Here is a 24,409-nt window from a genome sequence, read left to right as displayed (position 1 = left end):
CGCCATGGGACTGTTCCAACGCAAAGAGGCCGGCACCGACCCGCTGCTCGGCAAACCGGCGAGTTTCGGGATCCACCGCTACCTGCAGGGCTCCGCCAATCTGTTTGAGGAGAACCGTCTGCTCAAAGCGGCCATCGCCGGCATGTTCGGCGTGACCGCGGTACTCGGCATGGTGATCTACACCACCAACCAGAATGCGCGGACCGTGGTGGTGCCCTTCGGCGCCACCGGCGATCTCTATGTCTCGGGCAACAAGCCTTCGCAGGCCTATCTGGTCGCGATGACTCGCAACATCGTAGGGCTTTCAGGCACCTACTCGGGCTATTCAGCCGACCGGCAGTTTCAGGAGCTGCTCGGGCTGGCTCACCCATCGGCTTACAATGCGATGCGTGACAGCCTCAATGGCGTGCTCGACGATCTGGCCGACAATCCGACGCTTTCGATCGCCACCTATATCCGCAACGACCAGCCCGTCATCTGGACCTCCAGCATGATCACCGTGCCGGTCGAGAAGGTGCGCGTGATCGGCGGCGTGATCCGCAAATTCCGGGGCAATCTGCACATTGGCTACGCGATCGAGAACGGTCGCTTCTGGCTGACGCGCCTTTCCGAGGAGCAGTTCGATGCCGAAACCCATTAAGCCCGGCACGCCGTCGCACGCAATCTTGTCAGCCATAGCCTTGCTGATGGCCATGCCGGCGGGCGCCCAGACCATCCGCGCGCTTCCCGACCAGACCAGCCGCATCCGCCTCTCGAACCACGACATCAACCATGTCGTCTGCGAGGGCGGCGATATCGAGGACGTCAAATTCTCGCAGGAAAAGGGGCTGGCGGTCGAGAAGGGCGGCTCGGATGCCTGGATCAAATTTCTCGTGAGGCAGATCGACGATGCCGGACAGGTGACGCGCTTCTATGTGACGCAGCCTTCCGAATTCTTCATCACCTGCAACGGCGCGACCTATCCGCTCTATGCCGAACCCGCCGACATTCCTGCACAGACCGTGGCGCTGGCGCCGGGAGCGCGCCAGCGCGCCAAAGCCAATAGCGATTTGCTCGCCCCGCTGGCCGACGAAGATCGTGCGGTATCGATCACTATGGCGATCCTGGGCAACCGTATCCCCGCATCCTTCTCTGAGATCGCGCCTTCCGAAGCGGCCATTCGGCTCTCCGGGGTTCCGGCGGTCACAATCGCGGAACACCGCCGGCTTGCGATCGAAGGATCGGGCCTTTCCGCTTCGGAATATTGGGTTCGCGCCTCCGCGCCCATCACGCTGGAGGAACGCACCTTTATCGATCCGGCATTGGGCGAACACATTTTCGCGGTCAGTTTTGATCGTGGCCGTCTCGCGGCCGGTGAAAGCGCCCGGCTGATCGTCATTCGCAGGGAAGCCGCGCAATGAGCGGCGAGGTCGATCCGGACACGGGCCAGGAAAGTGAACGCCCCTCGACCTATCAGGCGCACCTCGCCCGTCAGGCAGCGCAGGATAGTTCCGGGAAGGGCGACGCTTCTCCTTCAGCACAGGACTGGAAGACCCGTTGGGAAAGCCTCTCCGCGCGCCAAAAACTGCGCGCACGGCAACTGGCTGTCGCTCTCAGCGTCGGTGTACTCGGTCTTGGGCTCTATACCGCGACCAGCCACAAGGAAGAGGCCAAGCCGGTCGCTAAATCCACCTCGCTCAACATGGGTGCGGGCCTGCGCGGCGACAGCCTTGAGGAAAAGCTGCGAGGCGACCTCAAGAAGGTGCTCGATGGCCAGCGATTGCTCGGCGATCGCGTCAGCGCGATTGAAGAGGGCAAGGTTACGCCGGGCGCCAGATCCGCAGGTGGAGCAAGCTCGGCCGGCGATGGCGATCTGCCCCCTGCTCTTCCCGGCAGTGCGCCGCATTTGCCCTCGCCTCCGGTGACAGGCGATATCGGCGCCGCTGCCGACAAACTGCCCGCACCGCCCACCGGGCCGATGGCACCGCCCGCGCCGCCCGCTCCCCCTGTCGAGAAAACCGTGGGCGCGATCGGTTCGGCAACCAGCCAGCTCGTCCCGCAGGCATCAAGCGATGCCGCGTCCCTTGCCAAAAAAAAGAATCGGACGATCTATTTGCCGCCTGGTTTCATGAAGGCGCGGCTGCTGACGGGGATCGACGCTCTCGCCAGTCGGGACGCGACGAGCAACCCCGAACCGATCATCGCCCGGGTTCAGGCGCCCGCCGTGCTGCCCAATGAGGTAAAGGCCAATCTTGCCGGCTGCTTTGTCATCGGCAACGCCACCGGAAGTCTGGCCAAGGAGCGGGTCGAGATCCAGCTCGTCTCGATTTCCTGCGTCGATTTCGATGAACATTCGGTCGTCGATCAACCCGTCAAAGGCTTCTTTGTCGATGCCGACGGCAAGAAGGGTCTCTCAGGCAAGGTGGTGACGCGGGCCGGGGCAACGCTTGCGCGCGCCTTCATCGCCGGAACGGTCAGCGGCATCTCGCAATCGGTCGAAGGCACTTTTGGCAGCACTTCGACCTCGGCGCTCGGCAGCGTGCGAACGCTTGATGCCGGAGACGCAGCGAAAACCGGCATTGCCGGAGGCCTGTCCAAATCCTCGGAAAAACTGACCGATTTCTATCTCGACCTCGCGCGTCAGGCCAGCCCCATCGTCGAAGTCGGGGCCGCCAAGGATGTCGTTGTCGTGATCCAGGAAGGCGTCACCCTCGAAATCAAACCCGGCGCGGGAGTGAAGTTCTGATGCGCGCCTCAACCGGAGACAACATGATGATCCAGCCTCATCCCCTCATGCAACCCTGCCGCCAGATCCTGCTGGGCCTGCCGCTCATCGCGCTCTCAGGCTGCGCCGCGGTAGGTTCGATGATGTCGCCCTACAGCGAGAAGTTCTCCTGCAAGAACAGCGACCATGGCCAATGCATTCATCCCGAGAAGGCTTGGGCCGATGCCGTTGCCGGTCGCCCGTCCAAATCCGATCCGGCGGTGACCAATGACCGCAAGCTCCTTGCGCCGGAGCAGATTGCAGCGCCCGTCGCCGCTCCGGCAAAAGGGCAGATGCCGGACAAGGCGCTGAAGCCGTCAGGCAAAGCCAGGGGCTCTGCGCAAATCGTGGCAGGCCTGTCGGCAAAACCCTCGGCCGGTGACATGGGCGGGCTGGCGGCCGGTCATGCCACCCCGATGCTGAAACCCTCGCGCACCTTGCGGACGCTCATTCTGCCCTATGCCGACCGGCAGCGGCCCGACCGGCTCTATATGGCGCGCTATGTCTATTCGATCATCGACCAGCCCGCTTGGGTGGTCGGAGATTATCTGGTCGAACCTGCCGGCCGCGTGCCGACGCCGCCCGTCTTGCGCTCGACGCGGGATAAGGATGCCATGCCCGCCGAGGTGCCGCAGGATGACAAGGTGACCTCTGCCTTTTTGGCGGAGCCCCGCCCGTGAGCGCGGCGGGTCGCCCGGGCCTGACAGTCCGCCGTCTGCGCGCCGCTGTCGAGCGCGATGCTTATTCCGATTTCCTGCCGATGGTCGCCTGGGTCGAGGAGGAGGAAGCCTTCCTTTGCATCGATGATGGCTGGGGGCAGGCATGGGAACTGGTTCCTTCCGCCTATATGTTCGCCCATGTCAGTCAGGCGCTGCAGGGCCTGCTCAATATCCATTTCCCGGAAGGCACCGTCCTCCAGCTCATCACTTTCGCCGATCCGCTGATCGACCCGGCGCTCGATGCCTATCTCGATCTCAAATTCCGGCCCGATCCGCTGGTGCAGGCATCAGCACGGCGCATGGCCGATTATCTGCGCGCCGGCACCGGCGGGCTCGATGCGCTCCATGGCATTCCCGTCCGCGATTTCCGTCTGTTCCTGGCGATCAAGACGAGGGTAAAGCTCGGTGCGGATCTTCGCCGTCAGGTCGAGGAGCAACTCGCGAAGATGGGGATACGGCGTCTGGCGCCCGAAGAACTGGTGAGTTTTTACCGGCGCATCTTCAACGGGGTCTTTGCCACTGCACCCGGCGTGTTTCTGGGAGACAGCATCGGGGGCATGCCTGCCCCGCCCATCGCGCGCCAGATCATCGAAGCAGGTCCCGATCTCTGTTTCGAAGGGCCCGAAGTCTTTCTCGGCAATCAGGTCGCACGCTGCCTCACCCCCAAAGCGCCCGCACGGAGGATCACCGCCGAGCGCGCCAATCGGCTGATGGGCGGGATGCGCGGGAGCGCCGAGGACAGCGATCAGATCGGCGGCCCCTTCCTCTATTGCCTCACCGTCCTGTTCGATCATTCCCAGTTCGAAATTCACAAGCGCGCGCAAATTCTCTCTGCGCAAAAGGCCGCCGGCAGCTTTGCCGTGGAAGTCGGCAAGCAGATCGAGGAAATCGGCTGGATCCTCGACGAGGCTTCGAACAGCCGTTTTGTCTCGGTGATCCCGACCATGTGGGTATTCGGGCGCGACAGCGCGCAGGCCCGCGAGATGGCGGCCCGCGCCAAGCGGCTGTGGGAGTCGGAACCCCTGCCCTTCATGGTGCAGGAGGAAAGCTATCTGCTCCCCGTCCTGCTCGCCGCCAGTCTGCCCTTCGGCCTTTACCCGGAAAAGCGCACGCTCAAACTGCTGGAACGCGATTTTCGCATGCCGGTCAAAGCCGCCGCGCTGATGGCGCCGGTCCAGACCGATTTTCGCGGGGGCGGACGCCCAGCCCTGCTCTATGTCGGGCGCAAGGGCCAGCTCGTCACGCTCGACCTCTTCGATCCGCGCATCAACAATTACAATTTCATCGTTTCAGCCGAAAGTGGCGCGGGCAAAAGCTTCCTGCTCAACAACCTGTGCCAGCAATATTATGCCCAAGGCTCCCTCATCCGCATCATCGATATCGGCGGCAGCTACCGCAAGCTCTGCACGCTTTGCTCGGGCCGCTATATCGACATTGGCGAGGAAAGATTGGTCCTCAATCCCTTCGACATGGGACTGGCGCTTGATGGTGAAGACAAGCAGTCCGCCATTGCCATGGCGGTCGCCATTGTTTCCGAAATGGCCAATGCCTCGACCCGCAAGCCGGTTACCACCTCGGAATGGAACCTGCTTAAATCGGCCGTACAATGGACGGTCGATGGCGGGCGCGGCGAGGACGGCATCGATGCGGTGCGGGCCTGGCTTGGGCGCTATCCCGAAAACACCAGTTCCGACCTCGACCGCGTCGATCATCTCGTACCTGTCGCGCGCGAACTGGCCTTCAATCTCCGCGATTTCGGGTCGGATGGCGCCTATGGCCATTTCTTCAACGGACCTTCGACCTTCGACATCTCCCGCGACGAGTTCGTCGTGCTCGAACTCGAGCGCCTCAAAGCCCTGCCCGATCTTTTCAACGTGATCGTGATGGTGGTCGTGAACGCGGTCACCCAGGAGCTGTACCTTTCGGCCCGCGACAAGCCCCGCTTCGTGCTGTGCGACGAGGCCGCCCAATTCATGACCCGCAGCGACGGGCAGGATCTTTCACGGCTCGCTGAAGCTTTCGGGCAGGGCTATCGCCGCGCGCGCAAATATCAGGGCAGCTTCGGCATCGTGCTACAGAGCATGAACGATCTGGCGCTCTTTGGCGGCACCGGTCAGGTGATCCTCGAAAATGCCGCGACCAAATTCCTGCTCCAGGGCTCGACCTATGACAAGGCGGTCGACAACAAGATTCTCGATTATTCGGGCTTCGTCCTCGATCTGCTTAAATCGGTCCGCAACGCCAAGCCTCATTATTCCGAGGTCTTCATCGACAGTCCGCTCGGGCTCGGCATCGCGCGGCTGGTCGTCGATCCCTTCAGCTATTGGATCAACACCTCCGCTCCCAATGAGGTCGCCGCCTTCGAAGCTTTGGTCCGCGCCGGACGCAGTCCGCTCGAAGCGGTGTGCGAACTGGCAGGCGTCGATCCGCAGGACGTGTTTGGCACCGCTCATCTCATGGGAGGTTCGCATGACACGCCATCACGTTGACCATACCGATCCGTTGAAGCTCGACTGGATCAGGAACCCGGATATCGAGGCAATGATCGAACAGAGGGTGGCCGAGCGCGCGCAGAGCCAAGCCTTCCAATGGCGCCTTCGCCTGATGATCATCGAGACTTTCATTATGGGGACTTGGTCATCGCCGGAGGCCTGGTGCTTGGCCGCCCCGGGCTCGAGGTTCTGCGCGCCGGGACCATCGTTGCAGCGGCCTGTTTTGCCAGCGGCCTTTTGCTGATCGGGGTTTCGGCGGCCTGCGGCATCGCGGCGTCCCGCTTTCGTCAGTGGAGGTCGAAATGACCGGCACCACCAAAACCATAACGCCCGCACTGATCGATGATCTTGCCCTCATCGGCAGATGCTGCCGTCACCCCGGCGAAGGCACGCAGGACTATCTTGTTCGGCTCGTCGGGTTCCTGCGAGACGAGAACAATCGGTTGAACCGTGATCTTGAAGTGGCCGATGGCCTCATCGCAAAGATGCTCCGTGACGCCGAACACGTCCCGCTTGTCGGCACGATTGTACAGACCTGCTGCGGCGTCGCGCCATTGATCTTTCCGGCCATCTGGTTTGGCGGCTTCTTTATCGACTGCGCGGTCTGGGTCGGCCTGGTCTATATGGCGCCGGTCTTCAGCCAGATGGCCGTGAACTTCTATGTTCGCATGCCATGGCCTGCCACCCGAGCTGCGGAGGGCGGAAAGCCATGAACGGCATCTTTTCTTCAACGCCGGCGCCAAGACCGATCCGGCTGATCGTGGGCAGCCAGGGCTTGCTGCTGATGCAATCGCTGATGGCCTGGTATCTGCCTGCCATACCGGGCCTGTTCCGGATGCTGGTCGCGGTGACCGGCCTGCTTGCGCTTGCCGCTTTGGTCGCCGCCATTGCCGGTGAGAAGCCGCAAACGGGTGAGCGCTGGTGGAGGCGCCGTCATGCGCGCTAGCCCCCCATCCTTCCCTGATCGTCGCAGTGAGGTTTCGGCGCTGGCGATGCTCCTCGCCGCCCTGATGGCGCCGACGGCCGTCCGCGCCGATACATCCACCATCGGACGCACATGGCCGATCGCCGAGCCGGATGCGCTGACCGAGATCGAAGGCCGGAGCGCCCATATGCCCGACATGAAAGCCGCCTTTGGCCCCCGCTCGGGCTGGTCGGCCATAAAACCTGCGTCTCTGGGAAAGGCTCGGATCGACCGTGAGCGCAGTGTGGTTCCCTTTTACACGCTCGATTCCGACATTCAGCTGCCTGATGGGCGACTGCTTTACGCCAAAGGCACCACTTTCAACCCGCTCGCATATGTATCGCTGCCGCAGCGGCTGGTGATCGTTCATCCCACTGAACTCGATTGGGCGATGCGCAACGCTGGCCCGTCCGACTTCATCCTGATCGCGGCTGGTGCCCCCGGCGATACCGATCCGATTACGGCCAGCGAGCGGCTGAAACGCCCGATTTTCCTGCTCGAGGAGCGCATCAAGACCCGGCTCAGTCTGACCGTCGCCCCGGTGATCGTCGCGCAATCGGGACAGCACCTGGTGCTGACCGAAGTGGATGCATCAAAAACCACACGGAGGGCTTCCCGATGAAAGGCCTTTCCCTGCCCAAAGCGCTCGCCCTCGCCGCGACCTGCCTGACGCTTGCCGTTGCCTCGCCCGCCCACGCCTCCAAATGCGAGGCAGGCACGATCTTCAATCCGATCACCAAAGTGCGCTGGTCCTGCATCTTCCCTATCACCATCGGCGGGGTCAGGATCGGCCCGCATGATCCGCTGGGCAAGGCTCTCGATGCGCAATCGGTCTCGAAACCTTTGTGCGCCTGCCGCAAGGGCGTGACGTTCTGGTTTGGCGTCAAGGTCAGCTTCTGGTCGCCCAACCGGATGGTCGATGTGGTGACAGAGCCGGGCTGCATGATGGCGCTCGGCGCCGATATCCTCTCCACGCATGGCAGGCTGCAGGGCAGCCAGTCCTCCATCGCCGACGGCACCAACACGCGCAAGATGTTTGCCCAGATGCATTATTACATCTCGCCGGTCTGGAAGATGCTCGACATGTTCACCGACCTTCCCTGTTTTGAGGACGACGGTTTCGATGTCGCACTGATCACCGAGGTGCTCTCGACCTGGCAATCGGCAACGCTGAGCGCGATCATCCAGCCCGAAGCCATTCTTTTCGGTAACCCTGCGGCGGGCCTTGCCTGTATGAGCGACAGCGCAGCCGCTGCAGCAGGCAAGGTCGTCGATCCTCTGTTCTGGTGCATGGGTTCCTGGGGCTCGACCTATCCGATTGCCGGCGACATCCATTTCGACGACAGCGTCGAGGCCTGGGCCGGCCTTGCCGCGCGCGGCATCTTTATGATGGGGCGGCTGGGCTCGCTCACCATCAGCTCTGCGGATGGCTGCTCCTTCATTCCCCAGCCAATCTGGACCAAGAGCCGCTACAAGCTCCAGCTCATGGAACCGGTCAAGGGCGGCCAGTGCGTCAATGTCGGGCGGCCAGGCTCCCTGTGGACCAGCGCCAAACACGCGCCGGGCAAGGACAATGCCCAGTTCATGCTTTTTGAAAAAACGATCTGCTGCGCCGGGATCGCGGTGCCATGATCGGATCGTTTCCCCCATACCGCATGGGAATGCAGCCGGTCTACCGATGGCCTACCCGTCAGACTGTTGGCCCCGGCAATTCCCCTGCGGCAGGAGCAGCGCCCATTGCCCCCGATGGGAGCGCTCCGGCGGTCGGCGTGGCCGCAGTCATCAGGGCCGGGTTCCTCTCCCCTCGGCGCCCGATTGTGGCCACGCTGACCGTTTTCGAAGGACAGGCCGTGTTCCACGCGATTCTGCCACCGCCAGACAATCGGATCCTGCTGCTCCGCCTGGCGAACGGCTCGCGCCAGGTGGTCCCGCAGGAGATTCTGCCATGAGAAGCCGGGCTCTCCTGCTGATCGCGGCGCTCACCCTGCCGCTGCCGCTCGCGGCGCAGAGTGTGCAAGATCGCGCCCGCGTCGCCGCCGAATCCTCGCGCGCCAAATCTGGCGAAAGCGATACGTTGCTCAACAACTACCTGACGCCGGGCCTGAGCGGTCAGCCGGTTTCGACGGTCGATGCCAGCCGCCAATTTACCCCCGATATCGCCTGCCGGAAGACCGCGACCTTGCTTGAGGTGCTGGCCCAGCCTTCGGCCAGCGGTGATCTCACCGCGGTTCGCATCAGCCGGGACACCAATCTTGATGGCACCTTCGATGCCGGCGCCACCCTGCCGGTGCCGGTTTCAGGGATCTGCGCCAATGGCGTCATTTCTTGCGACACGGGCACCTGGAACAATTGCCATTTCTACAGGTGGGCGGTCGATGCCGCGCAGGCGCCGAAACTGGAAGCCGTTGCCATGAGTGATCTGGCCGGCTGCTATTGCATCAACAACAGTTGCGGCAACGGGCTGGCGCTGGCCAATCTGCCCACGGTCCTCAAGGATCTTGGCGGCGGCGTGGTGGCAGCGCTCACCACCAGCGATCCGCGCTACGGCATCACCCAGGCCAGGATCGAAGGCCCCGTCATTGCCTATGTCGGAGCGCAAAGCACCAGTTGCGCCTCCTCCGCCAGCCTCGGACAGGTCGCCTACCGTTCCAACCCGACCGCCATCGCCGGCGACGCGAGCTCTGCAGCAGCGTCGAGTTCGATCTTTCAGATGCTCTCCGCCTCGCCCGCCGCGACCTCGCGCGTCATCGAGACCCGTACCTGCAAAATCGAGCGTCAGATCACGCTCTCCAGCCCCGCCCAGCAGGACATCATTTCCCGGATCGCGGGAGGCTATGGCGAGGTGGCTAACAATAGCGATCAGATCAGCTTCATGATGGGGTCGCCCGCCGATAACAGTCTCAATGGCGGTGGCTGCAGCCTGTTTGGTTACCACATGACTCTGCGCATCAGCGATCCCGAACGCCTCACCGATGTGCGGCTCACCCAATATCGTTTCGACGACTCGATCCAGCTTTGGATCGACGGGCAGTTTGTCTTTGCCGATCCCGCGAATTGGTCCGGAAGCGGCGTTCCCTCCACCAGCTGCGATCGCAAGACCAACTGGTCGGGCTGGGCCAATCTCGATCTCAAACCATGGCTGACCAAAGGCGACCACGATATCGAGCTGCGGGTCGCGGTGGGCGGCAATGGCGAAGTCTTCGCCCAGATCGACGCTACCCTCGACACAAGCTGCCGCATCTGGGAAAATCTCGTCGATGGTTGCGTCGGCTATGCCGCCAATGCCGCCTGCAGCCTGAGCGGCGAAACGGTCGATGGCGTCACCACGGTTTTGAACGGCATCCACACCGGGCTCAAACCGATCGCCCAGACCCGTATTGTCACCGCCAGCACCTGTTCGGTTAGACTGACGCGCGACTTCTTCGAAAAGGACCGGCGCTACAGCTGCACGATCGACAAGGGGATAGCCGATCCCGACATCAGCCGCGGCGCCTATATAATCGATCATTCGACCGAAACGCTGCTGGCTGACCGACTAGCCGGGAATGACGGGAGCTACTCACTCACCACGCGCAATTTCGCCCTGCCGGAGCGCGGCACGGTCAATGCCTGCGAGCCTGTCTGCAAGACCAGAAAGGCGCAACGGAACACCGCCGCTGCGCTCGATGGCGTAACCGGCAGCAAGCAGAATACGCCGGTGGGCTGGGATTATCTCTACCATGCGTGTCAGGACAACAATGTCTGTCCGGTCGGCGATGGCGAGGAACTGGTTCAAGGCTGCGGCTGCATCGACGATTTCCCTGAAGCCGTGGTGATGATGCAGTCGATGCGTCTGGGCGGATCCGACCTCATCTGCACGAGGACGGTGCGATGACGGGTCGTCGGCTTTCCCTTGCCCTTGCGGCCCTGCTTTGCAGCGGCGCGGCTGTAATGCCCGGCATTGCCAGCGCCCAGCAGATGTGCGCCGCCGATCTTAACGGCAATGGCGATGCAGCCGACGAAGGGGAAACCGCCGGCTGCAAGCTGACGGCAAGTGGAGGCTGGATGTGCCCGATCGGAGAAACGCCTTGCGCCACCGGTCCAGGCGGCGCGCAGCAATGCCCGCTTGGGTCCCAATATGCCTGCGTCACGCCTGCTGCCGGAGGTCCCGCCTCCTGCTCACCCAATGCCTGCATCGACACCAGCGCCAATCCTATCCAGACCGACCCGGTCGTCGATGATCCGGGCGTTGAAGCCGATGGCTCGGTCGATGCCGATGGCCATTGCCTCGGATCCATCGAGATCTTTGCGGGCCGCGCCGCGCGCTGCCGTCCGGCGGGCCTGCTCACCACCTTCCAGAACTGCTGCAAGGATCGCGGCAAGATCATCAAGGATGGCATGGGCGGCTCGATCTCATCGATCTCGACCAAGATCGCCATCGCCAAGGGCGTGTTTACCGGCATGAAGGCAGCCTATGCAGCCTTTCAGGTGGGCGCGACAGCAAGCCAGGCCGCCGGAGCAGGCGCGAATGCTATCATCGTCGGGCTCGATCCGACCTCCATCGCCATCAGCCTTGCCATCAATTTCATGATCGAGGTGCTGCTGCAGGGCTGCGACAGCCAGGACATGGAAGTCGGCATGCTCAAGGGCTCGGGCATGTGCCATGAAGTCGGCAGCTACTGCAGCTCGAAGATCCTCGGCATCTGCCTGCAAAAATCGGTCGGCCATTGCTGCTTCAACACCAAACTTGGCAGGATCATTCAGGAACAGGGCCGACCGCAGCTTCAATCGTTCAACGCCGTGGGCTGGGGAACGCCCAAACAGCCCTATTGCCGCGGCCTCACTCCGGAAGAGTTTCAGGCGCTCGATTTCTCGAAAATGGACCTCACCGAATATTACGCGGAGGTAGAAGCGCGCGCCCAATCCCAAATCCAGATCGACATGAAGGACAAGATCGATGCCTATCAGCAAACGATCCGCCAATAGCTGCGCCTGGCTCCTTGCCGGCTTGATACTGGCGCCTAAGCCTGGCTGGGCCGGCAGTCCCGCGCCCGCCGAGAAGGCGCGCTGGCAGGTGCAAGCCGAAGGCAATGCCGCCATGGAGCGCCTGAAACGCGTGATCACAGCGGCGCGGCAAAGCGACGGCCCCGCCCCGGCGATACCGGCACGATCCGAACCAGATCCCCTATTGCAGCGGCGCGCCTTTGAAGGACTGTCCCGCCCAAAGGGCGATCCGGCCCTTGGAAAACGCGCCGAGATGGATATTGCGGCGGCCCGGCAAGCGCTGGCCGCCGAGCGGGAGAGGGCAAGTCAGCGCATAGCGCAGGCGCTAGGTCTCGAACAACCCGAAGCCATTGCGCTGGCCGGTGCCGCTCCCGCAAGCCTCAAAAAAAGCTGGGTTCCTGTTCTCTTCGTGTCTTCCGCTATGCCGGTCGAAGTGCTGCGCACCTATGCGGCCGGTCTGGCTCGCGTCGGCGGGGTGATGGCCTTTCGCGGCATGCCAGGCGGTATGGCCAGAGTGGAGCCAATGGCAAAATTGTCAGCCCAGGTATTGCGGCTCGATCCGGGCTGTGAAGGCCCCGCCTGCGCGATGCGCGATGTGCAGATCATCGTCGATCCGCTCATCTTCCGCCAGCACGGCGTGACGAAAGTCCCCGCGCTGGCGATGATCCCCGGCGATCCCACACAGCCCTATTGCGAGCGCGACGAGAACAGCCCCGGCGCTGCCCATGTCATCTACGGCGATGCTGCACTTTCCGGACTGCTCGAGGAATATCGCCGTCTCCGCGGTAAAGAGGAGGTACGCGATGCTCTCGCTCATCTGGCGCGCCAGTAAACGCGCCGCCTTGGAACTCAAAGACCTGCCGCTTCGCGCAGCGGTTGCGCTGGGCGCCGGCGGGTTTGGCGAGCCTGCCCAGCCAATGCAGCTCTTCAAGGCTTGCGGGATCGTGTTGCCGATCGGGCTGCTGGTCTGGTGGGCTATGCCACAATTCGCATTAGTGGCGACGCCCTCGATCGATGCCTTCGTGATCTACAAAGCGCCCGACCAGATCCGAACCGGCGACCTCGTCTCCTTCACGCTGTCCGATCCGATTGCCGGGCCCAAACCGGTCAGCGTCACCAAATACGCGCTCTGTCTGCCTGGAGAACGGATCGCCATGGTCGAGAAGCCGTCCGCCATGGGCGAAACCTACGACGGCTGGTATTTCTGCAACGCCCGTCTGCTCGGTATCAGCAAGCCTCGGACCCGGGACGGACGGCCCCTCACCCATTGGCATCCCGCGACAAAGATCATTCCGGCGGGCATGATCTTCGTTGGCTCCGCATCCCCCGATGGTTTTGACAGCCGCTATTATGGGCCGGTCGAGATCAACAGGCTGACCCGCATGGAGAAACTGCTGTGAGGCTGGGCACAATCGTCTCCATCGGTCTGATGCTATCACCCGCGCCAGCATGGGGCCAGACTGCCACCGCTGCCGAGGGCGCCACCGTCGCGCGCGGCTATTGGTGGTATGAAGCCCCAAAGCTGGTATCGCCCGACAAGGCAGAGATGGACGCAGTTGCCAAACCCGCCATTCCGCCCATGGCCGAACTGGTCAAATGGTCGCCTCCCAGGATCGCCAGACTGATCGAGCAGCAACGCGATTATGCAGCAACCGTCCTGACGGTGGATGCGGTCGCCGATTTCTGGCGCCTGGAGGATTTTGCAAGGCGCAAGGCCCGCGCCTTTGCCGGCGTTACCCAGCTGGCGCTGCTGGCGCATCCTGAACTGAACGCCAGAGCCGCCAACCCGCTGGTCGGCGAGGCGCGCGATGCGCTGGGCGCGCATAAGGACGATATCCGCCGCCAGTATCTGCGCGCGCATGGGAATGAATTCGCGCTGGTGATGTTCGACCGGGCCTCCTGCGGCTATTGCCGGGTGCAATGGCCAATCCTCCAGCGTTTTCAGGAGGAAATGGGCTGGCAGGTCAGCCGAATGGATCTCGAACAGCGCCCCGGCCTTGGCCAGCGCCTCGGCGTCGAAGTGACGCCGACCACGATGGTGATCCGGCGCGGCAGCCAGCAGCGGATGGTGATCGCGACCGGGATCGAGACTTATCCTAATCTGCTGCAAATGGCTTATCAGGCCATCAAATTGCTCACTGGCGACATACGCCCCGAACAATGGCTGACCGGAGCGGGCGAAGAAGACGGCTTCTTCGATGCCCTCGCCAATGGACCGGTATCGCCAGGCGATCCGCGCGTGGTCGGAAGCAATTTCATCGCAGGGGGAGGCAGGAAGCCATGAGCCCCCGGGAAAGTCTCGTCATCGGATGGACTGGCCTTCTACTGACCGGAACCTTGCTCACGTCATCGGCCAAAGCGCAGCCGCCGATGTCCCGTGAGGCCGCCTTGCGCGCGGCCATCCATCCGGTTGGCACGCTTGCTGAAGCCCGGGCATGGCTCGCTCGCGTTCCGGTCACGCGCGACTTTCCACCCGACTTCGAAGCCGTGCTGCGCGGGCACGCGTCGCTTTACGTGATCGAGATGAGCACGGCGCCCGGCTGCATCGCCTGCGCCGATCTTTGGGGGAAGCTGCTCACGTTACGAGCGCGCTATGGCTGGCAAGTCCGGACGATTGGCGCGCAGGAGGCCATGCTCCGCTCCGGGCGACTTGGGCTTCCCTGGGTTGGAAACCCCGTTGCATGGGTGCGACCAATCGTCGATCTCAATCGCATGGTGCCGGTCGCCATCGGCACCGATCATAGCGTCAATCTCGCGCGAAACACCTATCTGGCCGCAAAAATGCTGACCGGCGTGCGCGTTGCTGTTGGCGTCCGGGCGATGGCAAAATTTACCGGAATCGTGAGCCCTGCCCGATGACTGGCGTCAGGCATCGTCAACGCGTAGTCAAATGCACAATAATTCCTTTTTGGATGTGTAATTTAGCCAGCCATTTTTATAAATTACAAGAGCATCTCAAGCTCTTCAAACTTGCTGTGACCGGCGCGCCATCGGGGGATGGCAGCAGGTCGCCTCGCAGAGGGTGTACCAATGCCCCCTGCCCCCTCTTAACCCGGCAAGGCAAGCGCGCGACGGGCCGCCTGTCCTGCCTTCCCATAACAGGAAGCCCGTCATGGTCCCTATTGCCAGCCGTTTCAGCCTCGCGCTTTGTCTGATCCTCGCTGCCTGCGGGGCAACTGTGCCGGCCCATGCCCAGAGCTGGGCGGAGAGTTGGTTCGACAATGTCACCTATAGCTCGCCCGGCACCTTTGCCGACCAGACCCGCGGCTATGTCACCGCAGGAGGCATGTCAGGCCGCGTTGATGTTCATGACGATTATTTGATGTCCTTGAGCCTGCCCAAGGTGAAAGCGGGTTGCGGCGGCATCGACATGTTCCTTGGCGGCATGTCGTTTCTCGACCCGGACTATCTGGTGCAAAAGCTTGAGACCATCCTTCAGGCGGCCCCGGCGGTCGCCTTCCAGTATCTCCTCGAAACGCTCGACGAGAAGATGGGCAATATTATTTCGAAGATGGAGGCAGCCACCAATTTCCTGAACTCGATCCAGGTAAACGATTGCCGCCTTGCCAACCGCATGGTGCAGATCGCGAAGGGTGATGACAATATGTCGGGCATCGTCGAGGAGATGACCGGCTATAAATCGGTACGCGAAGGCTTTGCCAAAAGCTGGCAGCAGAGCCGCGAGAAGATTCAGTCGAACAAGGGTAACCCGACCGAGGACTTAAAGGAAGCACTGGCCAATTGCCCGACCGAGGTCACGGACATCTTCAAAACGGGATCTCTGCTCCAGCACGCTGCGGCGCGGGTCGGCGCCTCGGACTGGGCCGGGGTGATGCGTGCCCGGGTCGGCGATGTCTATATGCGCTGGGACACGAGTGACAAAGTGCCGCTGTTCTCGGCCATCCCCTCCTGCCCGCATCAGGATACAGAGAGCGCCAATGATTTCCTGACAGGGCGTGTGCCCACGCGGGCGCTCAATATTCCCGCGACCGCTGCAGACTGTTCCGTGAACGGTTCCGGGCGCGGTGCGCTCGTGCTGGCGCGCGAGAGGATGGAGACGATTGCCAGCAAGATCCGCACCCGCTCGGCGCTCTCTGCGGAAGAAAAGCAGTTCGTCGCCAATGTCAGGACGCTACCGGTCTACCGCCTGCTCGAATGGGGTGTGCGGCAGGGCGTGATCGACAGTGTGATCGCTGACACCGATGAGTTGGTGGCGCTGACGCTTGCCTATCAGATGCTCAATGACCTGACGCGCTCGATCGACTTCGCGCTCCAGAATGCCGAGCGTGGCACGACGACAGCAGGCGCATCCGATAGCGAAAGCGCCAATATCTGCCAGACGCGGATCCTCTCGAAAGGGATCGAGCAGCTTCGCGACCTGCGCGAGGAAGTGCTGCGCCAGCGCGCGCAGATGCGCCAGTCTTACATGGCCGCCATGAGCCAGGCGAACCTCTCGGCCAATTACGCCGGGGTGGTTCGCGAGCGCGATCACGATGCCCGCAATGCCGCAGGCGCCAGCCACAAACAATGAGGTGTCTGATGCGCAGATTGCTCCGAACCCTGCTTGCATTGCTCGGCATGGTCATCGCCACACCCGCATGGGCGGTGGATGCGAGCTATCATACCTGGGACGGCTTTTCCGAAACGATCGATGCTTTCCGGATCGTGGCCCTGATCTTCAGCGATCCGCGCTATGAGACGCTGGTGGTGATCATCGCTGTCGCCGGTATTGGGCTCGGAGCCGTCCTCGCCGGAATTCGCGGTTCCGGCATGGGCCTTGTTGCCTTTGGCTTTCAGATGCTCGTGGGGATCGGTCTGTTCGCTGGCATGATCGCCACCACCGGCACCGTCCATGTCTATGATCGAGTCCGCAATGCTTATCAGCCTGTCGGCGGTGTGCCTAACCTCATCGTGCTGGTAGCAGGTGTCACCAATCTGTTGGAACGCGCGCTGGCCGAGACGATCGATGACAACACCGGCGATCCCAATGCCAAGCTGGAGTTCGGCGCGGGCGGGCACAGTTTCGATCTGTTCCTCAACGCTGTCTCGCCGCGCAGCCCCATCGTCGATTCCTTTCTCGACGCGACGGTGAAAGACTATGTCCGGCAATGTTATCCGGTGGCGCGGGTCTCGCCAGCTTATGGCGTCGATGACGACCAACTCTTCCGTACCTCGACCGACCTGCCCGCAAGTTTTTCAGCGATGGCGGGGCCTGCCACTTTCTCGACTGTCTATAGCGCCAGCGATAAGGCGGGAACCACCATGTCCTGCCAGGCTGCATGGACCTATATTGCCGACAAGCTTGCTGATCCCACTCTGTTCGACGCCTATAGCGATCAGATCTGCGCGCGCACCGGCTTTGATGTAACCCAGACCACGCAGCGTGACCGGTGCCGCCACCAGATAGATGCGCTGGGCGGCATGATGCTCAATCAGTCGATGAGCCGTCAGAAGTTCCTGACCAATGTCTTTCTTGGCCAGACAGTCGGCGATGTCCTGTTCGAGGATTCGCCGGCTGCCGCCGCGCGCGTAATGGCCAATCGCGCCATCGAGTCCAATGGTCTGGCGACGCTTTCGACGGCCAATGAATGGCTGCCGAGCATTCGAGCTTCCGTCTTTGCCATCATGCTCATGATGCTGCCGATCGCGCTGCTGTTCATTCTGACACCCATCAACCTTCGGGTTGCCAGTTTCGCCCTTGGTCTGTTCGTCTTTGTAGCGCTTTGGGGCGTGATCGATGCCGGGATCTATCAACTCACGCTTGGCCGGGCGATGGGGGTGCTGGCCGAGTTGCACGCAACGAAGGTCGCGACTGATACATGGATTCTGGCGCCTTCGGCAGCGATGAAGGCGCTTGCTATTTTCGGCTCATTCCGCACCGCCGCGGCCGGTCTTGCCGGGGCCTTTGTCTTCACCGTGTTCCGCTTCAGCGGCAATGTGTTCACGGCTTTCACTTCAGGTTCGCTCGAGGTTCAAAGCCAGGGCAGCATGGCAGCCGCAACAGCTGGGACCAGTGAAGGCTATGCCAATGCTCTTGAGGCGCAGGGTTCGGCGACAGGCACCATGGCGCGTCGCTCTGGAGCTTCCAGCTTCGGGGATTTTGGCGAGCGCAGCAGTTTTGGGCTGGATCGGGCATTTGCCTCCTCGGGCTCGGTGCTGGGCGAGCATGGCGGCGGCGCGCCCGGCACAGCGGCCTCCGGCCTCGGGCGGGCCGATGCCGCGCGGGAATTGGGCGGTCTTGCCCCAGCCCTTGCCGGTCGTGATCTGAGCGATCCGGCAACGGCCCACGCCATTCGCGCCAATGCCGCGACATCGGCGATCCATAATTTCGCGCACGGCGACGCGCTGCGCAAACTGGGCACCAGTTACTTCGGCGAAGGGCAAGCGGGAGAACGGGCCTTTGCCGCCTTTGCGCAAAACATGGTGCAGTGGAAAGCGTTTGGCGACAATCGGGCCTATGACATGATGCTTATTGGCGCCCAGCGGCATTTTGAACGAACTGGCTATTCCGCCAGAGATGCGAACCTCAAGGCCTCGACCGTCATTGCGCAGGCCTCGGCCGATACGACTTTTGCCAAGCTGACCGCCAATGCCTTCGATCAGGAGCAGATGCTGCGCAACGATCTTACAGGGGCGCAGATTCAGGTCGGCGCAATGGAAGGCAGGCGCGATTATGCGGGCGAAAGCGTGGCCAGTGTCGAGCGCGACAATATTGCGACCGAGCAGGCGCATCGTACGGGGCACAATCAGGGGCAAAGGCAAGCCGCCTCAATGCTTGGCCTTTCCGTAACTGAAACCAGTCGGCGTATCGGGTTCATCAACGCGCTTTCGGGCGAAGCACGTTCGAGCGCTGTCAGCCAGCTTGCGCATGCCACAAGACGCAGCGAGGGGCAGGTCTTTCGTGCGCTGGAGGCTTACAATGTCGCGAGCCAGGTCGGCACGGCTGATGGCGTGACGGCGGAGGCGCGACGTGAAGGCAGCAGCGTCTATGGTCGGACGCGAGTGGCAGCCGGTTATGATTTTGCTGAAAGATCGGGGAAGCTTGATGCCCAGCGCGAGGTCGGGCCGGATGGCACGCGCAGCTCAGCGCGGATCGGGGAACAGCGCCGTCAGGCTGATAATGCGGGCTTTGCGCAAGGCGCGGCAGCAGAAGGTACGTCTGTGCGCGAAGCCGCGCGGCTGGATTCCTTCCTCCGCGCGCTGGCAGGCACCGCCGGAAACAAGCTCGACATGGCAGAAGGAGGGGCAACAGGCATTGCTGACCGCGCGCGCAATGAACGTCTGACGGGCATTGTCGATAAAGAGCGGCTGTCGCGAATTCAAACCCTACTGCAAGACCATGGCATTGCCATGTCGAAACGCCAGATCGCGATGGATCAGAACGGCGATGTCAGCCTCAATCTCACCCCTCAACTTGCCGCCGAAATGTGGCGCGGCGGGCTGATCAATCAGAACCAGCTTGGGGCCGTCGCCAATGGCGGGCATGCGCGGTTCAGCTTTGCCCACAACGATCTTCTGGTTTCCAGCAGCACCGGTTTCAGTCAGTCTGGCCGGAGTGACACCAGCACTCGGTTCGAAGCCGGCAAGCAGGCGGGACCGGACACGATTGAGCATTTTCTTGGTAGCGGCGCCCAGGGGCAGGCAATGATGGCAAACTGGCTCAGGGGCGGGTTTGAAATGGATCGCCGGGGTCACTGGCGGCTGAAGCCACAGGTGGCCGATACGCTTGAACGCGACGTCATGGCGATCATGGTACAGACAGGATGGCAAAGATCGCTGTCAAGGTCCGCAGAGCATTCAACAGCAAACAGCCAAAGCATCTCCGGTGATCTCACGGCTTCAGCGACGCGGGGGGTTGGCTCGGATGGCAAAGGCAGTGCCAAGGGCTCTTTGAGCGGCAGATTGAGCGCGGAGATTTCGGATCGAGGAATTTCAGCGGTTGTTGCGCGGTCATCAATCGATATTGTGAACTATGATGTCCGGGAGGCAATTGCATCAGCAGAGAAAGCGGCTGCCCGCTCACCGCATCCGGAAGAGGCTTTTTCCAGGGAATTCAGCGAGAAAGTTCTGGGAAACGACGGACTGCGCAACCGGTATCTCGAACAGGCCGACGCCGGGCGAGGTACTGTGGATGGAACCGGGCCTATAACATCTGTCGAGCAGTCTCAACTGCTCAAGTCCGGTCGACCGCCGCTTGATCGGGATAATGGGGCAACTGATGGAGATTCCAGTTTCAAAAGCCGCCGTGATCCTTGATGAAAAGTGTCAATTATCAAAAAAATAATCAGCGCTGTATTTTGCTCAACGGCGTCGACCACTCATTCCTCGATTTCCGCCCAACCATAATGCTCTTGACCTGCCCCCCGAAAGATCCCTCATTCTGATGTAGAGTCTGTCTACGAGAAGGAGCAGACGCATGAGGAAGAGCCGTTTCACCGAGGCGCAGATTATCGGGATGATCAAAGAGCAGGAGGCGGGGCTTCCGACCGTGGAGGTTTGCCGCAAGCACGGGCTGAGCGCGGCGACGTTCTACAAGCTGAAGGCCAAATACGGCGGGATGGAGGTATCCGACGCCCGCCGCCTGCGCCAGCTTGAGGACGAGAACGGCAAGCTGAAGCGGCTGCTGGCGGACAGCATGCTCGACAACGCCATCCTGAAGGATCTGCTGGGAAAAGTCTGACGACACCGGGGCAGCGGCGCGACGCAGTGCTGCGGGTGTTGCGGGAATACGAGATCTCGCAACGCCGGGCCTGCGGGCTGATTGGTGTCGATCCCAATGTCGCATTGCCTCAATGAAAATGTTCCCAGGCAATTTCGTTGCCTCATCGAGAATGTTACCCACGACGGCATTTAGAGCAATGATGCGCTCTGTGCACGGCGTTGACAAAGCCAGCCACTGGAACGCCAGCGAGGTGCTGAGCGTGGCGGCGTAAAAGCCGGCCAGTGGTAAGGTTGCCCTTTTGAGGGCGGCCAGGATGTATGCCGTGGAAGTTTATGCGAGTGTTCGGCAGTTTGTGTTTGTGCAGGGGCGCAGCCAGCGGGAGGCGGCGCGGGTATTTGGGTTAAGCCGGGAGACAATTGGCAAGATTTGCCGGTTTTCACTGCCACCGGGCTATACGCGTACGAAGCCAGTGGAGAAGCCCAAGCTTGGGCCTTTGCTGCCGGTGGTTGACGATTTTAGAAGATGACCGGACGGCGCCGGTCAAGCAGCAGCATACGGCGAAGCGGATTTTCGAACGCCTGCGCGACGAGCATGGCTATGGCGGCGGCTACACGGTGGTGAAGGACTATGTCCGGCTGAGCCGGGTGCGTGGCCGCGAGACATTTGTGCCGCTGGCCCACCCAGCGGGGCACGCTCAGGTGGACTTCGGTGAAGCCGTCGGTGTGATTGGCGGGGTGGAGCAGAAGATCCACTTTCTGTGCATGGATTTGCCGCAGTCCGATGCCTGTTTTGTGAAGGCTTTCCCGCGCGAGACCACAGAGGCATTTCTGGACGGGCATGTGTCGGCCTTCGATTTCTTTGGGGGCATTCCCCAGTCGATCCTGTACGACAACACGACAATTGCGGTGGCCAAGATCCTGGGGGATGGCAAGCGTGAGCGGACACGGGCCTTCAGCGAGTTGGTCAGCCATTACCTGTTTTCTGACCGGTTTGGCCGTCCCGGAAAAGGCAATGACAAGGGCAAGGTCGAGGGGCTGGTCAAGTACGCGCGCCGCAACTTCATGACGCCCAAGCCGCAGGCGGCGAGCTATGACGCGCTGAACGCCGACCTTTTGAACCGCTGCCGTGCGCGGCAGGGTGAACGTGCCGGCCGCCATGCCCAGACCATCGGCGAGCGCTTGACCGCCGATATTGCGGCACTGGGCCCACTGCCGCCTGTGTCATTGGAACCTTGCGAGAAGCGCAGTGCCCGTGTGTCATCGACGGCGCTGGTGCGGTATCGCGGCAATGATTACTCGGTACCCACAAGGTTTGGGTTCCAGGACGTGGTGGTGAAGGGCTTCGTGGATGAAGTGGTGATCCTGTCCGGCGCACAAGAGATCGCCCGCCATGTGCGCAGCTATGGCAGTGGCGATTTTGTGGCCGATCCGCTGCATTATCTGGCGCTGATCGAGACCAAGCCCAATGCTCTCGATCAGGCGGCGGCATTGCAGAACTGGGCCTTGCCCGATTTCTTCGCCCACCTGCGGCAATTGTTGGAGGGGCGCATGGGCCGCAAGGGCAAGCGCGAATATATCCAGGTTCTCCGCCTGCTGGAGGCGATGCCCATGGCGGTGGTGACCCATGCGGTCACTCAGGCGATCCACATGGGCGCTACCAGCTTTGATGCGGTCAAGCAGATCGCGCTGGCCAGGATTGAGCGGCGGCCAGCCAGGCTGGACCTGGCGACCTATCCTCATCTGCCCAGGCTGGATGTGAAGGTCACGCAGGCGGCTGATTATGCTGCTTTGGTCCCCAACGTCTCCGAGGGGATGGCAGCATGAGCCGGGTGCCCGATGATAACCTGCCCACCGGCACCACCGCTGGCGCGCCACAGGTGCTGCTGAACCACCACCTCAAACAGCTAAAACTGCCGACTGTCCTGCGCGAATACGAGAAAGTGGCCCGTGAATGCGCACGCGATGGTGTTGATCATCCCCGCTATTTACTGCGCCTGATCGAACTGGAGCTGATTGACCGTGAACGGCCTACCGTCGAACGGCGGATCCGCGCCGCCCGGTTCCCGGCCGTGAAAAGCTTTGACACCTTCGACTTCACCGCCATTCCCAGCCTCAACAAGATGCTGGCACTGGATCTGGCGCGGTGTGAGTACATCTTGCGGCGCGAGAACATTATTGCGTTGGGCAATAGCGGCACGGGCAAAACCCATGTGGCACTCGCCCTGGGGCTGGCCGCCTGCCAGAAGGGTTTCACCGTGGTCTTCACCACCGCCGCCGCGCTGGCGAACCAGTTGCTGGAGGCCCGCGATGAGAAGCGGCTGCTCAAGATGCAGCGCGAACTGGCTGCTGTGAAGCTGCTGATCATCGATGAATTGGGTTACGTCCCGCTCTCGCCCACGGGCGCGGAGCTGTTGTTCGAGACCTTCTCCCAACGCTACGAACGCGGTTCCACCATCGTCACCTCCAACCTGCCGTTTGAGGACTGGACGCAGGTGCTGGGGTCCGAGCGCCTAACTGGCGCATTGCTGGATCGTTTGACACACCACGTCAGTATCCTGACCATGATTGGCGACAGCTACCGCCTCAAACAGTCAGCCAGTCGCCGCCGCACCGCCGGTGGGGCGGAGCAAAACCAGGCCACCCCCGACGAAAACTGACACTTCAAAGCGGCCAAAAGCAAAGGGCCCCGATCGGGGCCCTTTGCTTTGCATCTGCCGCAACGGCAGTGGCCTACTTTTACTCCGCCACAGTGGCCGGTTTTTGCTCCGCCGTTGACAAACCTGAGCGGACGCCGCTCCGCTATAGAGAAGGCCGATCATCGACCCCTCGATCAAAAGCTTTTTCTTCATGCCTTCCTCCTCCTCGACTTTCGGACTGTTGCTACATGGCGAAGAGTCTCGATCACATGCACCATGTGAGTCTTATAGTTAGATATCAAACTATTTTAGTTTTATGTCAACCTTTTGATAGCATCGTCGATCCATCACTGCAGGAAATGATTTCTCTTTGAAAATTAATGATAATTACACATTTGTGATACGTTATCCGGGATGGAGAGCGCAGTTTCTCCTCTACAAGCCCCGCCAAGACGCGGCTTTCTACCGGCAGTATTTTTTTGATACCAAACCAATTTAAATCGCCATCGCGGAGCTAGAGCATAATCCGACCTGACGGAATCGCTGGGGATTCCCTTGTGCGTACAAATTTGATTGATCATGCCTGCTGGATGAGGAGGCAGCGCGGCATGACGAAGTCCATCTCGGAGGATCTGCGTTCTCGTGTGATTGCAGCGGTTGATGGGGGGCTCTCACGACGCGCGGCAGCCGAGCGCTTTGGCATTGCTGTAGCCAGCGCGGTCCGCTGGGTTCGCGAATGGCAGGAGACAGGGTCGACGCGGGCTAAGCCTCAAGGCGGCGATATGCGTTCGCGGCGGATTGAAGCGTATTACGACTTCATACTTGGCGCGATCGAAGCGCAGGTGGACATCACGCTCGTTGAGTTGGCCGAACTGCTCCGTTCCGAACATGGTGTCGTGTTCGCCCCGAGCACGATCTGGCGTTTTCTCGATCGTCACTCGATGACCGTAAAAAAAACGGCGCACGCCAGCGAGCAGGAGCGGCCCGACGTTCTCGCGCGGCGGCGCGCCTGGTTCACTACTATAACCACCATCGGCCCCATTTCGCGCTCGCCGGTAGAACACCAGCAGAGGCATATGGGCACATCGGCACATCAGATCATGGGGGGCATGCCCCCATGTCTGATGACCAAACTCGCTGCATGACGACACCGGTTTGAGCTTAACTCCGCCGCAAACCTGTCCAGCAAAGCGGGACCACCTCAGTTCACA

General features: G+C 61.7%; 20 protein-coding genes and 2 pseudogenes. All 22 read left to right on the top strand.

The features are described from left to right. The first annotated feature begins 4 nt into the window (after window positions 1-4). The 22 genes and pseudogenes from FHW92_RS22260 (at window position 5) to FHW92_RS22155 (ending at window position 24,343) form a co-directional block, all read left to right on the top strand. Window positions 5-640 carry a TraE/TraK family type IV conjugative transfer system protein gene (locus FHW92_RS22260; protein ID WP_168605485.1) on the top strand — a complete coding sequence of 212 codons (636 nt, stop codon included), beginning with the start codon at window positions 5-7 and terminating at the stop codon, window positions 638-640. Then, window positions 624-1,400, top strand: a complete 777-nt coding sequence (locus FHW92_RS22255) for a type-F conjugative transfer system secretin TraK (RefSeq protein ID WP_168605484.1) — start codon at window positions 624-626, stop codon at window positions 1,398-1,400. The genes FHW92_RS22260 and FHW92_RS22255 overlap by 17 nt, the downstream gene beginning before the upstream one ends. Next, window positions 1,397-2,725, top strand: a complete 1,329-nt coding sequence (locus FHW92_RS22250) for a TraB/VirB10 family protein (protein WP_168605483.1) — start codon at window positions 1,397-1,399, stop codon at window positions 2,723-2,725. The genes FHW92_RS22255 and FHW92_RS22250 overlap by 4 nt, the downstream gene beginning before the upstream one ends. Window positions 2,726-2,748: 23 nt before the next feature. Then, window positions 2,749-3,423, top strand: coding sequence for a TraV family lipoprotein (locus FHW92_RS22245; protein WP_246870363.1), 675 nt, complete (start codon window positions 2,749-2,751; stop codon window positions 3,421-3,423). Continuing rightward, window positions 3,420-5,951, top strand: coding sequence for a TraC family protein (locus tag FHW92_RS22240; protein ID WP_168605482.1), 2,532 nt, complete (start codon window positions 3,420-3,422; stop codon window positions 5,949-5,951). The genes FHW92_RS22245 and FHW92_RS22240 overlap by 4 nt, the downstream gene beginning before the upstream one ends. Further along, a complete protein-coding gene (locus FHW92_RS22235; RefSeq protein WP_349237737.1) occupies window positions 5,932-6,198 on the top strand; it encodes a hypothetical protein in 267 nt (88 codons plus the stop codon). Before FHW92_RS22240 ends, FHW92_RS22235 begins: the two co-directional genes overlap by 20 nt. Before the next feature lie 58 nt (window positions 6,199-6,256). Further along, window positions 6,257-6,667, top strand: coding sequence for a hypothetical protein (locus tag FHW92_RS22230; RefSeq protein ID WP_168605481.1), 411 nt, complete (start codon window positions 6,257-6,259; stop codon window positions 6,665-6,667). Next, the gene (locus FHW92_RS22225) at window positions 6,664-6,900 is read left to right on the top strand and encodes a hypothetical protein (RefSeq protein WP_168605480.1); all 237 of its coding nucleotides are present in this window, start codon (window positions 6,664-6,666) and stop codon (window positions 6,898-6,900) included. The genes FHW92_RS22230 and FHW92_RS22225 overlap by 4 nt, the downstream gene beginning before the upstream one ends. Before the next feature lie 46 nt (window positions 6,901-6,946). After that, window positions 6,947-7,540: a conjugal transfer protein TraW gene (locus FHW92_RS22220; protein WP_168605479.1), complete on the top strand. Its 594-nt coding sequence runs from the start codon at window positions 6,947-6,949 to the stop codon at window positions 7,538-7,540. After that, window positions 7,537-8,550, top strand: a complete 1,014-nt coding sequence (locus tag FHW92_RS22215; RefSeq protein WP_168605478.1) for a TraU family protein — start codon at window positions 7,537-7,539, stop codon at window positions 8,548-8,550. Before FHW92_RS22220 ends, FHW92_RS22215 begins: the two co-directional genes overlap by 4 nt. 313 nt (window positions 8,551-8,863) lie before the next feature. Further along, complete coding sequence (locus FHW92_RS22210; RefSeq protein WP_168605477.1) at window positions 8,864-10,792, top strand: hypothetical protein; 1,929 nt, start codon at window positions 8,864-8,866, stop codon at window positions 10,790-10,792. Continuing rightward, complete coding sequence (gene traN, locus FHW92_RS22205; RefSeq protein WP_168605476.1) at window positions 10,789-11,883, top strand: conjugal transfer protein TraN; 1,095 nt, start codon at window positions 10,789-10,791, stop codon at window positions 11,881-11,883. Before FHW92_RS22210 ends, traN begins: the two co-directional genes overlap by 4 nt. Next, window positions 11,855-12,733, top strand: coding sequence for a type-F conjugative transfer system pilin assembly protein TrbC (locus FHW92_RS22200; protein WP_246870362.1), 879 nt, complete (start codon window positions 11,855-11,857; stop codon window positions 12,731-12,733). Before traN ends, FHW92_RS22200 begins: the two co-directional genes overlap by 29 nt. Further along, the gene (locus FHW92_RS22195; RefSeq protein WP_168605475.1) at window positions 12,705-13,301 is read left to right on the top strand and encodes a S26 family signal peptidase; all 597 of its coding nucleotides are present in this window, start codon (window positions 12,705-12,707) and stop codon (window positions 13,299-13,301) included. The genes FHW92_RS22200 and FHW92_RS22195 overlap by 29 nt, the downstream gene beginning before the upstream one ends. Then, window positions 13,298-14,185 carry a conjugal transfer protein TraF gene (locus FHW92_RS22190; RefSeq protein ID WP_349237736.1) on the top strand — a complete coding sequence of 296 codons (888 nt, stop codon included), beginning with the start codon at window positions 13,298-13,300 and terminating at the stop codon, window positions 14,183-14,185. Before FHW92_RS22195 ends, FHW92_RS22190 begins: the two co-directional genes overlap by 4 nt. Beyond that, the gene (locus tag FHW92_RS22185) at window positions 14,182-14,760 is read left to right on the top strand and encodes a conjugal transfer protein TraF (protein ID WP_168605474.1); all 579 of its coding nucleotides are present in this window, start codon (window positions 14,182-14,184) and stop codon (window positions 14,758-14,760) included. The genes FHW92_RS22190 and FHW92_RS22185 overlap by 4 nt, the downstream gene beginning before the upstream one ends. A 253-nt stretch (window positions 14,761-15,013) precedes the next feature. Continuing rightward, window positions 15,014-16,432, top strand: a complete 1,419-nt coding sequence (locus FHW92_RS22180) for a conjugal transfer protein TraH (RefSeq protein WP_168605473.1) — start codon at window positions 15,014-15,016, stop codon at window positions 16,430-16,432. An 8-nt stretch (window positions 16,433-16,440) separates the two neighbouring features. Then, entirely contained in the window at window positions 16,441-20,157 is a 3,717-nt protein-coding gene (locus tag FHW92_RS22175; RefSeq protein WP_168605472.1) for a conjugal transfer protein TraG N-terminal domain-containing protein, read from the top strand. A gap of 160 nt (window positions 20,158-20,317) precedes the next feature. After that, a pseudogene (locus tag FHW92_RS22170) lies at window positions 20,318-20,676 on the top strand (transposase); the annotation flags it as partial. A gap of 200 nt (window positions 20,677-20,876) precedes the next feature. Continuing rightward, window positions 20,877-22,386 (top strand): annotated as a pseudogene (gene istA, locus FHW92_RS22165) (IS21 family transposase). Beyond that, a complete protein-coding gene (istB, locus tag FHW92_RS22160; RefSeq protein ID WP_168605471.1) occupies window positions 22,383-23,219 on the top strand; it encodes an IS21-like element helper ATPase IstB in 837 nt (278 codons plus the stop codon). Before istA ends, istB begins: the two are co-directional and overlap by 4 nt. Before the next feature lie 587 nt (window positions 23,220-23,806). Beyond that, window positions 23,807-24,343: a helix-turn-helix domain-containing protein gene (locus FHW92_RS22155; protein ID WP_168605470.1), complete on the top strand. Its 537-nt coding sequence runs from the start codon at window positions 23,807-23,809 to the stop codon at window positions 24,341-24,343. Window positions 24,344-24,409: the final 66 nt, after the last annotated feature.

The sequence above is a fragment of the Novosphingobium sp. SG707 genome (genome assembly GCF_012275515.1).
In the GTDB taxonomy this organism is placed as follows: domain Bacteria; phylum Pseudomonadota; class Alphaproteobacteria; order Sphingomonadales; family Sphingomonadaceae; genus Novosphingobium.
Note: the sequence above shows the minus strand (reverse complement) of the source record. Positions and strands in the feature narration are given on the sequence as shown.

What these genes read in the sequence shown, in the direction of transcription:
- FHW92_RS22260 (WP_168605485.1), top strand. Translation starts at nt 5, where the DNA reads ATGGGACTGTTCCAACGCAAAGAGGCCGGCACCGACCCGCTGCTCGGC.
- FHW92_RS22255 (WP_168605484.1), top strand. Translation starts at nt 624, where the DNA reads ATGCCGAAACCCATTAAGCCCGGCACGCCGTCGCACGCAATCTTGTCA.
- FHW92_RS22250 (WP_168605483.1), top strand. Translation starts at nt 1,397, where the DNA reads ATGAGCGGCGAGGTCGATCCGGACACGGGCCAGGAAAGTGAACGCCCC.
- FHW92_RS22245 (WP_246870363.1), top strand. Translation starts at nt 2,749, where the DNA reads ATGATGATCCAGCCTCATCCCCTCATGCAACCCTGCCGCCAGATCCTG.
- FHW92_RS22235 (WP_349237737.1), top strand. Translation starts at nt 5,932, where the DNA reads ATGACACGCCATCACGTTGACCATACCGATCCGTTGAAGCTCGACTGG.
- FHW92_RS22230 (WP_168605481.1), top strand. Translation starts at nt 6,257, where the DNA reads ATGACCGGCACCACCAAAACCATAACGCCCGCACTGATCGATGATCTT.
- FHW92_RS22225 (WP_168605480.1), top strand. Translation starts at nt 6,664, where the DNA reads ATGAACGGCATCTTTTCTTCAACGCCGGCGCCAAGACCGATCCGGCTG.
- FHW92_RS22220 (WP_168605479.1), top strand. Translation starts at nt 6,947, where the DNA reads ATGCTCCTCGCCGCCCTGATGGCGCCGACGGCCGTCCGCGCCGATACA.
- FHW92_RS22215 (WP_168605478.1), top strand. Translation starts at nt 7,537, where the DNA reads ATGAAAGGCCTTTCCCTGCCCAAAGCGCTCGCCCTCGCCGCGACCTGC.
- FHW92_RS22210 (WP_168605477.1), top strand. Translation starts at nt 8,864, where the DNA reads ATGAGAAGCCGGGCTCTCCTGCTGATCGCGGCGCTCACCCTGCCGCTG.
- traN (WP_168605476.1), top strand. Translation starts at nt 10,789, where the DNA reads ATGACGGGTCGTCGGCTTTCCCTTGCCCTTGCGGCCCTGCTTTGCAGC.
- FHW92_RS22200 (WP_246870362.1), top strand. Translation starts at nt 11,855, where the DNA reads ATGCCTATCAGCAAACGATCCGCCAATAGCTGCGCCTGGCTCCTTGCC.
- FHW92_RS22195 (WP_168605475.1), top strand. Translation starts at nt 12,705, where the DNA reads ATGCTCTCGCTCATCTGGCGCGCCAGTAAACGCGCCGCCTTGGAACTC.
- FHW92_RS22185 (WP_168605474.1), top strand. Translation starts at nt 14,182, where the DNA reads ATGAGCCCCCGGGAAAGTCTCGTCATCGGATGGACTGGCCTTCTACTG.
- FHW92_RS22180 (WP_168605473.1), top strand. Translation starts at nt 15,014, where the DNA reads ATGGTCCCTATTGCCAGCCGTTTCAGCCTCGCGCTTTGTCTGATCCTC.
- FHW92_RS22175 (WP_168605472.1), top strand. Translation starts at nt 16,441, where the DNA reads ATGCGCAGATTGCTCCGAACCCTGCTTGCATTGCTCGGCATGGTCATC.
- istB (WP_168605471.1), top strand. Translation starts at nt 22,383, where the DNA reads ATGAGCCGGGTGCCCGATGATAACCTGCCCACCGGCACCACCGCTGGC.
- FHW92_RS22155 (WP_168605470.1), top strand. Translation starts at nt 23,807, where the DNA reads ATGACGAAGTCCATCTCGGAGGATCTGCGTTCTCGTGTGATTGCAGCG.